Annotated in this window: 8 protein-coding genes; 6 read left to right on the top strand and 2 right to left on the bottom strand. The window is 68.3% G+C overall.

Annotation, left to right across the window (positions count from 1 at the left end; all coding sequences use genetic code 11):
• The coding region (locus ACE3TU_RS04785) for a helix-turn-helix transcriptional regulator (protein ID WP_374620898.1) at nucleotides 1-1219 on the bottom strand (1219 nt) is incomplete at its 3' end.
• Between the two features lie 206 nt (nucleotides 1220-1425).
• Nucleotides 1426-2553, bottom strand: a complete 1128-nt coding sequence (locus tag ACE3TU_RS04780; protein WP_374620896.1) for an alcohol dehydrogenase catalytic domain-containing protein — start codon at nucleotides 2551-2553, stop codon at nucleotides 1426-1428.
• Nucleotides 2554-2785: 232 nt separating this feature from the next.
• Between ACE3TU_RS04780 and ACE3TU_RS04775 the strand changes: the two genes are divergently transcribed.
• From ACE3TU_RS04775 to ACE3TU_RS04750, 6 genes are read left to right on the top strand one after another with little or no spacing between them, the layout of a single operon-like run.
• On the top strand, nucleotides 2786-3787 hold the full coding sequence (locus tag ACE3TU_RS04775) for a LacI family DNA-binding transcriptional regulator (RefSeq protein WP_374620894.1): 1002 nt from the start codon (nucleotides 2786-2788) through the stop codon (nucleotides 3785-3787).
• The gene (locus ACE3TU_RS04770) at nucleotides 3784-4656 is read left to right on the top strand and encodes an inositol monophosphatase (RefSeq protein ID WP_374620891.1); all 873 of its coding nucleotides are present in this window, start codon (nucleotides 3784-3786) and stop codon (nucleotides 4654-4656) included. Before ACE3TU_RS04775 ends, ACE3TU_RS04770 begins: the two co-directional genes overlap by 4 nt.
• Nucleotides 4653-5897 (top strand): extracellular solute-binding protein, encoded by a 1245-nt coding sequence (locus ACE3TU_RS04765; RefSeq protein ID WP_374620889.1) that lies wholly within the window; start codon nucleotides 4653-4655, stop codon nucleotides 5895-5897. Before ACE3TU_RS04770 ends, ACE3TU_RS04765 begins: the two co-directional genes overlap by 4 nt.
• A 57-nt stretch (nucleotides 5898-5954) precedes the next feature.
• Entirely contained in the window at nucleotides 5955-7013 is a 1059-nt protein-coding gene (locus tag ACE3TU_RS04760; RefSeq protein WP_374620882.1) for an ABC transporter ATP-binding protein, read from the top strand.
• Nucleotides 7010-7876: an ABC transporter permease gene (locus tag ACE3TU_RS04755; RefSeq protein WP_374620879.1), complete on the top strand. Its 867-nt coding sequence runs from the start codon at nucleotides 7010-7012 to the stop codon at nucleotides 7874-7876. Before ACE3TU_RS04760 ends, ACE3TU_RS04755 begins: the two co-directional genes overlap by 4 nt.
• Entirely contained in the window at nucleotides 7873-8712 is an 840-nt protein-coding gene (locus ACE3TU_RS04750) for an ABC transporter permease (protein ID WP_374620876.1), read from the top strand. Before ACE3TU_RS04755 ends, ACE3TU_RS04750 begins: the two co-directional genes overlap by 4 nt.
• The last annotated feature ends 1 nt before the right edge of the window (nucleotide 8713 follow it).

Below are 8713 nucleotides of genomic sequence, written 5' to 3'. Positions count from 1 at the left end.
GCGCCGTGTTCGTGGTGATGCCCAGCCTGGTCGCGGCCTGCTTCGGCGACAGCCCGTTCCCGACCTCCGATGCCAGGCGCGCTTCCGCGGGGGTGAGGCCCAGCAGTTCCAGCGTGGCCGATGGGTCGCCCCGCGACGGCTCGGTCGTGTCACTGAACAGGACCAGGCAAGCGGGCTCGCCCGCAAGCACGGCACTGACGGGAATCGCCTGGACCAGGACCGAGTGGCCACGATCGGGGCGGTCAAGAGCAATGGGCTCGGCTATCGAGGTGGGGCCGGACCGCACAGCGGCGGCAATGGCATCGTGCAACCCGACCCGGTCCCTCGGGTTCCAGGCCTCGAACCTGCCCGACCGGATCGATCCCCGCAGAAGCTCCTCACCCTCGGCGTTGATGAAGATGAGCCGCCCGGTCTCGCCGATCAGCGCGGCCGCCCGGCCCAACCTCGACAGCAGATCGAGCAGGCTCATGCGGGCGCTCTCGAGCGCAATCTCGACAGGGGGTGTGGACAGAGGCCGCGGCGGGCTGAAGGTCAAGGGGGCTTCGGGCAAGAGCGACGCATACGGGATGGCCGACGGCCTGAGGCTCTGAAGCAGCGGCGATGCGCGCGGGTGGATATCGATCTCGACATCCTCGACCGGGTAGAATGTCCCGGAATAGGCGACCGAGTAGATATTCAACCCACCATCCTCGCGCTCACCGAGGTAGTGGTGTACACCGGCGGTCAGCGGCGTGGTGGGGCGAGGTAGCACCGGCCTGACGCTCAGCGTGACAATGGGCGCGTCGGGGGCCCCGACTTCTCCGTGCCAGACCGCGCCATCGTTCCACTGCCGGACCGAACCGGGACCAAGTCGCCGATTGTAGTCGGACCGCATGACCGGCCCGGCACGACCCGAGTAGAAGCCTTCGACCATCAGGTAGCCGCTCGAGCCATCCGGCGAATTGAATCCCAGGACCGGGACAGCGATGAAGAAGGCGGCGTAGGGCGTGATCCCCCAGCCTGTCGGTGCCGAGTAGAGAGCCATGAACCCCGGCTCGCCGGGCGCCGGAGAGAGCGACTGGGGAAGGGCCCGACGCGCGGCTTCAGGATCGAACGTTGCGAGCACGAACATGAAGTCGGTGGTTCTGACGTGATAGGGCGGCCCGGCCGCCTTGGGTCCGCCATCACGGTGTCCGAGCACGAGCGTGCTCGGCAGGACGTCAATGACTTTCGGCTGCATTGATCCCCCATCAATTCAGACCGTTCGAGCCATGCTAGGCCCATTTCGTAGCTTGCGCATCCCCCGCTAGTGCGGCGAATTGCTCCTCGTCGGGCGAGGCCTTGAGGACCTCGGTCAGTCAGCGAGCGACGAGGTTCCGCCAGATCGCTTCGGTTGGCCGCCGGTTGATCCCCGGCCGTCGCGCAGGGAAGCAATCCGGCCCCATCTCAGACGTCGGCGGACGGCGATACGAGGTACTTCTCTCCGGTCGACTTTGCCTGGAAGGCGCCGAACACCTCGGGGTCCAGCACCTGGGCGAGGGAAACCGTGCGGGTGAAGCGGCTGGCGAAGGTCGTGTCGATTTCGCTCAGCACCCGCGCCTGCAGTCCTGCCATCCGCTCGGCCCCGGCGCGGGCCATGAAGTGGAAGAGCAACCAGCCGCCGACGCGCCAGGCAAAGCCGAAGCGCAGTTCGAGAATGGTCGGGCCGCGATCGAGGCCGCCGTAGATATAGAGGCCCTTGGGGACCGCGGAGCCATAGTGCTCGTAGGCGCCATCCGGCGAGGCGGAGGCCGTTTCCATGGCGGCGAGGATCTGGCCGGCGAGCCTGCCGCCGCCGATGGGATCGAACGCCAGGCGGGCGCCTGTCTCGGCAACCGCGCGGCCGAGCTCGTGCTCGAAGTCCGGGCGGGAACTGTCCATGACGAGCTTGGCTCCGATCCCATGCAGGATCGCGGCCTGTTCCGGGCGGCGCACGATGTTGACGAGCGGTATGCCATCGGCAAGGCAGGCCTTGACCAGCATCTGGCCGAGGTTCGAGGCCGCCGCCGCGTGCACCAGCGCCGAATGCCCCTCGTCACGCATGGTCTCGATAAAGCCGAGCACGGTGAGCGGATTGACGAACATGGCCGCTCCCCGGGCAGTCGGGACACTGTCCGGGAGCACGACGCAGCGGCGGGCCGCCAGTTGCCGATACTGGGTGAACATGCCACCTGCCATGGCCGCCACCCTGCGACCCACGAGGGCTTCGGCACCGGCCCCCGCCGCGACCACCGTACCGGCGCCCTCGGCGCCGACCGGCATGCTGATGCCGACCCTGCGGCTGACGAAGGGCAATGCTGCCGCAGGGATAGTCATCGTCAGTTCCGGACGCTCGCGTGTCCCCGAAGCAGTCATCGTCGCCTGGTCCGCCGGCCCGGTCAGCAGATAGTGATCGGTCGGGTTGAGCGGCGCCGCCTCGACCCGGATGATCACGTCTCCCGGCCCAGGTGCACCGTGCCGCACGGTCACGAGGCCGATGCGCAAGGTGCCGTCGGCGCCGATATGCGACCTGAGCTCGAGTCCCTCGAATGTCATCTGTGTCCCCTGCTGCGCTCCCGCTGGCGGCCGAGGCTGCCAGCATCGCCGGCGCTGGGCAATACCGGTCGGCCTGAGACCATACCGTCATATTGGGCCGCTATGACTCGCCGCATCCAGACACCCGCGATGAGACAGTGATGACCCTGCCGCTGAGCCCCGAGACCTTGGTAATACGTATTACCGTGCGTGGCCGCCGATGACGCGGCCTGGGCCGCACGGTCGGGCCGCGGTGACCTCGCGCGACGTCGCCCGCGCGGCGGACGTGTCGCAGGCTCTGGTCAGCCGGGCCTTCAGCGGCAACGGCCGGATTGCCGAAGACACGCGCGAGCGCATTTTCCGGGTCGCCGCGGAAATCGGCTGGCAACCCAACGCCCTGGCGGCCAGCATGGTGACCGGCGATGCTCCGTTGGTCGCCGTGATCACCACGCGCCTCAGTTTCGACTGGCGCGCCCAGGTGCTGTCGCGCCTGCTCAAGGCCTTCGAGGACCGCAACCTCAAGCCGATCATCTTTTATGCCGAGCGCGACGAGGAGGTCGACCGGCTGCTGGCCGAGACGATCAGCTGGCGGACGCGCGGCGTGGTGGTGACGGCTGGAACGGTCCGGCCGGAGCGCGCCGAGGCGATCCTCAGCCGCGGCCAGTTCCTCGCGGCGCTGAACCGTCCGGCAAACCATCCGTCGGCCTATGCCATCGCCACCGACAACCCGAGTGGAGGGCGCCAGGCCGCCGAGGCACTGCTCGCCGAGGGACGCCGGCGCTTCCTGGTGCTGGCCGGTCCGCAGGACAGCTGGGCCAGCACCAGCCGCACCGAGGGCTTTCTCGCCGCGCTGGCCCGACAGGCCGAGCCCGTGCTGGTGTGGCACAGCGACGAGATGTCGTCCGAGGCCGGCGTCGACTGCGGACGGCGGCTGCTGGCGATGCCGGTCGGCGCGCGTCCGGACGCGGTGTTCGCCACCAACGATGCGCTGGCGCTCGGTTTCGTTGATGGGCTGCGGGGGAGCGATGTCTTCCTGCCGGCCGACCTGTCGCTGATCGGCTTCGACAACCTGCCCTCGGCGGCCTGGCTGCCCTACCGGCTCACGACTTTCGAACAGCCGCTGGACACCATGGTCGATGGCGTCGTGTCGCACATCGAGGCGCATCGCAACGGCGAGACCGGCCCCACCCCGACCTCCCTCATCGCCTGCCCGCCGCGCCTGATCGTGCGGCAGACCACGCGGGGGTTGCCATGAGCGTCGACGCCAGGCTGGCGCTGGCGGACCGGCTGGTGCGCGCGGCGGGGGACATTGCGCGACGCGTGCTCGATGCGCCTCGCATGTCGATCTCCGCCAAGGGCGCGGGTGATGTGGTCAGCGAAGCCGACCTGGCGATCGAGGGGATGGTGCGGCGCGAGGTTGCGCAGCACTTCCCCGAGGATGCGCTGCTGGGCGAGGAAGGCGGCGGCTCCGGCGCGCGGAACGGCTTCACCTGGCTGGTCGATCCGATCGACGGGACGGTGAACTACACGCGACGGCTGGGCTATTTCTGCGTCTCGCTCTGCCTGCTGGAGGATGGCAGGCCGATCGCCGCCTGGATCCTCGATCCGGTCCAGGCAGAACTCTTCCATGCCGGTCCGGACCGGGCGATGCAGGTCAACGGCAACCCGGTGGGCTGCTCGGAGCAGTCGGACATTCGCGAGGCCGTGTTCGGCCTGGGGTTCTCGCCGCGCCACGCGCCCGAACGGGTCGAACAGATCGTTGCCGCGGTGCGCCGGTCGGGTGCCGAGCATCGCCGGCTGGGTGCCGGCGCCCTCTGCCTCGCCCATGTGGCGGCCGGTCGGCTGGAGGGATATCTCGAGCCGCACATGAACCCCTGGGATGCGGTCGGCGGGCTCTACCTTGCCGCCTGCGCCGGCGCCCTGGTGGGCCCCTATCTCGAGCGCGGCGGGCTGTCTGATGGGGCGCCGGTCATCGCGCTCGCCCCCGCCGTCGCCAACACCTTGCTGGCCCAGCTGCCAGCCCCGTTTTCCGGCACTCCGCTTTCATCGGGAAATGAGCCGCGGAGTGCCGGAGAGTTGCGACGAGGTCGCAAGCCTTCCCCCAACGCGGAGACCAAACCATGAAGACCCTGATCACGGCGTCCATCGCCTTGCTGATGAGCACCACCGCTTTCGCGGTCGAGCCCGTCGGTTCGGACAAGTTCAACACCGAGCCGGGCTTCGACCTCGGCGCGCTGACGGCTGACAATTTCTATGATGTCATTGTTCCCTTGGCGAAAAAAGAGGGCACCCTGACCTTCTACGACTTCACCGACTCGTTCGGGCCGCTGTTCAACGACCACCTGATTCCGGAATTCGAAGCCAAATACGGGATCAAGGTCGAGTACGTGCGCGGCGAAGGCGATACCGCTAATCAGCAGCTCATCGCTGCTCACAAGGCCGGCTCGCCGGCACCCGCCGACGCCTATTTCGTCAGCTCGGGCGCCCTGCCGCTCCTGACCGGCGAGGGCGTCGTGGCCAACATCCCGCTCAACCAGCTGCTGCCCAGCGGCGCCGGCCTCGACCCGGAGATCGCCACCGTGACCGGCGGCATCCAGCATGGCGGCGCCTTCCTGCCGTTCCACCGCAACCAGACCGATATCGTCTACGACACCCGCGTGGTGCCGGCCGATGCCGTTCCGACCACGGTCGATGCGATCGCCGAATGGGCCAAGGCCAATCCGGGCAAGTTCATCGTGACCTCGCCGGCCGGCGGCGGTTCGGGCAACGGCTTCATGCAATCGGTCGCCTTCGCCAAGGTCACCGAGGAGACCTGCCGCACCACCTTCGTCAAGTACGACATCACCAAGGAGGAGGCCGACGCCTTCGCCGCCAGCGACTGCATGAAGCCGGTCTGGGACTACTACACGGCGCTGCTGCCGGTGGTCGAAGTCACCAACGGCAATTCCGACACGCTGAACCTGATCGCCAACGGCGCCGGCGCCATCGGCACTGCCTGGGAAGACATGGCCTATGACTTCACCGGTCGCGGCCTGCTCCCCCCGACGGTGCGCCAGCAACTGCTGGAAGAAGGCCAGGTCGGCGGCGGCGATGGCCTGTTCTTCCCGGTGGGCGGCGCTCACCCGGCCTCGGGCCTGCTGATGCTCGACTTCCTGATGAGCAAGGATGTGCAGCTCGAAAAGCTGCAGATCAACGGTTCCCGTTCGGCCCGTACCGATATCGACCCGGCGGCGAGCTTCACGCCCGAGCAGGTCGCCCGGCTGATCCCGACCGAGCAGTTCGCCAGCCGCGCCATCGAGCGCATGCCGGCGGTCCTCAACAGCCAGCTGGTGGCTTATTTCACCGCCAACGTGCTGCGCAAGTAAGTCGCAAAGCCGCGGCAGCGCCTCCGGGCGCTGCCGTTCCCAACCAAGGCCAAGCCCATGGACGCGTCCCTTTCCATCCGCAAGCTCAGCAAGGACTACGACGCCAATCGCGTCCTCAAGGGCATCGACCTCGAGGTACCCGCCGGTCGCTTCGTCATCCTGCTGGGGCCGTCCGGCTGCGGCAAGACCACGCTGCTCCGCATCATCGCGGGCATCGCCGATCCGAGCGCGGGCGAGATCCTGCTCAACGGGCGCCGCATCGACGGCATCGCCCCGGAGAAGCGCAATTTCGGCCTGGTGTTCCAGACCTATGCGCTGTTCCCGCACATGAGCGTCGAAAGGAACGTCGCCTTCGGCCTCGAGATGCGACGCGTCGAACGCAGCCAGATCACGCGCCGCGTCGCCGCGGCCCTGGCTCTGGTCGGGCTGGGGGACCTCGCGACCCGGCTGCCCAGGCAACTCTCCGGCGGCCAGCAGCAGCGCGTGGCGCTGGCCCGTGCCATCGTTATCGAGCCGGACGTGCTGCTGTTTGACGAGCCCCTCAGCAACCTCGACGCCAAGTTGCGCGACCACCTGCGGGAAGACCTGCGGGCGCTGCAGCAGAAGCTCGGCATCACCTCCATCTATGTGACGCATGACCAGTCCGAAGCGATGGCGCTCGGCGACGAGATCGTCGTGATGAAGGACGGCGAGATCGTCGAGCGCGGCTCGCCGATCGAGCTCTATCGCCGCCCCACCTATCGATTCACCGCCGAGTTCCTCGGCATGACCAATGTCGTCGACGCCCAGATCGACGCGGACAGCTGCCGGCTGCCCTGGGGAGCGGTGAGCAAGCTCGAAAATCCGGCTGCCGGCGACGTCGAGGGCGTCGCCATCCGGCCCGAGGATCTCCGTGTCGAGCCGACCGGGACGAACCCGGACGGGGTGGTGCGGCAGTCCATGTTCATGGGCGCCTCGACCCACTACTGGGTCGAATCGGGCGGCCGCACGCTGCGGGTCGTCACCAGCGGCGGCAGCAGTGCCATTCTCGCCACCGGGCAGGGCGTGAAACTCGTGCCGCCCCCGTCGCTGCACCTGCTGCGCACCTATCGCCCCGTGCGGGAAGCGGCAGCATGACCCGGGCCAAATCAAGCACCGCGGCACTCCTGCTCTGCCTTCTGCCGGGCGTCGGCTACCTCGCGGTGCTGTTCGGGCTGCCGCTCGCCGGCGTGGTGATCGGCAGCTTCACCAGCCGGGCGCCGGGAGCGTCGCCGCTGACCCTCGATACCTGGACGGCGCTCATCTCCAACCCGGTCTATGTCGATGGCCTCTTCTTCTCGCTCTGGCAGGGCGTCGCGCCGACCCTGCTCGGACTGCTCATCAGCCTGCCGCTGGCCGCGCTGATGCAGATGAACGATACCAGCCGGAGCCTGTTCGGCACGCTCTACAAGATTCCACTGGTGGTGCCCGGCGTGGTCGCGGGCTTCCTCGTCCTCGTCATCCTCGACCGCGGCGGCATGGGCACGCGACTGCTCGCGCCGCTGGGGCTCGAGATGCCGCGGCTGGTCCGGGACGGGCTCGGCCTCGGCGCCATCATCGCCTCGACCTGGAAGGCCGTCCCGTTCATGACCCTGATCATCGCCGGCTCCATGGCGGCGATCAGCCGCGATGTGCTTGCCGCGGCGCGCACGCTGGGGGCCGGCCGCCTGACGACACTGAGGCGCATCCAGCTGCCGCTGGCGCAGCCGGGCATCACCGCCGCGGTGCTGTTGAGCTTCATCGGTTCGCTGGGCTCGTATGTCATCCCCAGCCTTCTCGGGCCGGCCTATCCGCTGCCGCTCAGCGTCCACATGTTCGTGCAGGGCTTCCGCGAGGGCAACTGGCCCATGGTCTATGCCATGGGCACCCTGCTGAGCGTCGTCGCCATCGCGGTGCTGCTGGCCTACTACGCCGTCATCGGCTCGCTCAGCGGCTCGGCAGGCAAGGGAGCGGGCCGATGAGCGGCAGTTCCCGGACGCGGCGGAGCCAGGCGCTGGTCGGCCTCGGGCTGTATGGCTACCTGGCGCTGACGCTGCTCTTTCCAGTCATCGTCATAGCGCTATGGGCCTTCTACGATCCGGCGGTCGGCTGGTTCCCGCCCGATATCGTTCCGCGTGCCTTCTCGCTGTCGGCGTGGCGGGAGGTGCTTGCCGACCGCAATATCCTGCCCTCGGCGGCGTTGAGCCTGTTCGTCTCGGTGGTGGTCACCCTCCTCACCGGCGCTCTGGCATTTCCGACGGCCTGGGCGCTGGCGCGGTTTCCGTTCAGGCTGAAGCGCGCCGTAGAGGTGTTCATCCTCGCGCCGGTCATCGTCCCGGGAATCGTCGTCGCCGTCAGCCTCGGGGAGATCTTCTTCCGCTTCGGGCTGGCGAGCACGGTTCTCGGCGTCATCCTGGTGCAGGTGGTGGGAACGCTTCCCTTCATGATCCGCATCCTCACCGCAACCCTCGAAGGCATTCCCAACGAGCTGATCCTCGCCGCGCGAACGCTCGGCGCCCCGCCCCTCGTGGCGGTGCGGCGCATCGCCCTGCCGCTTGCCTGGCCGGGCTTTGCCGCGGGCGGGCTGCTCACCTTCATCGCCTCGTTCGAGGAGTTCGAGAAGAGCTTCATGGTCGGGGCGCCCAAGGTGCGCACCCTGGCGGTGCAGCTCTGGAGCTATCTGGGCGGCGACATCCTGGTGCTGCCGACCGCCGCGGTCGTCACCTTCATTCTGCTCACCCCGATGCTGGTCATCTTCGTCATCGCCGAGCGGTTCGGCAAGGACGACGTGATGGCGGCGGGACTCGGCAAACTCTAGA

This window comes from Devosia sp., from assembly GCF_041917035.1.
In the GTDB taxonomy this organism is placed as follows: domain Bacteria; phylum Pseudomonadota; class Alphaproteobacteria; order Rhizobiales; family Devosiaceae; genus Devosia_A.
Note: the sequence above shows the minus strand (reverse complement) of the source record. Positions and strands in the feature narration are given on the sequence as shown.

Excerpts from the sequence above, each read along its gene's own strand:
- ACE3TU_RS04755 (WP_374620879.1), top strand. The coding sequence starts at position 7,010 with ATGACCCGGGCCAAATCAAGCACCGCGGCACTCCTGCTCTGCCTTCTG.
- ACE3TU_RS04760 (WP_374620882.1), top strand. The coding sequence starts at position 5,955 with ATGGACGCGTCCCTTTCCATCCGCAAGCTCAGCAAGGACTACGACGCC.
- ACE3TU_RS04750 (WP_374620876.1), top strand. The coding sequence starts at position 7,873 with ATGAGCGGCAGTTCCCGGACGCGGCGGAGCCAGGCGCTGGTCGGCCTC.
- ACE3TU_RS04765 (WP_374620889.1), top strand. The coding sequence starts at position 4,653 with ATGAAGACCCTGATCACGGCGTCCATCGCCTTGCTGATGAGCACCACC.
- ACE3TU_RS04770 (WP_374620891.1), top strand. The coding sequence starts at position 3,784 with ATGAGCGTCGACGCCAGGCTGGCGCTGGCGGACCGGCTGGTGCGCGCG.
- ACE3TU_RS04780 (WP_374620896.1), bottom strand. The coding sequence starts at position 2,553 with ATGACATTCGAGGGACTCGAGCTCAGGTCGCATATCGGCGCCGACGGC.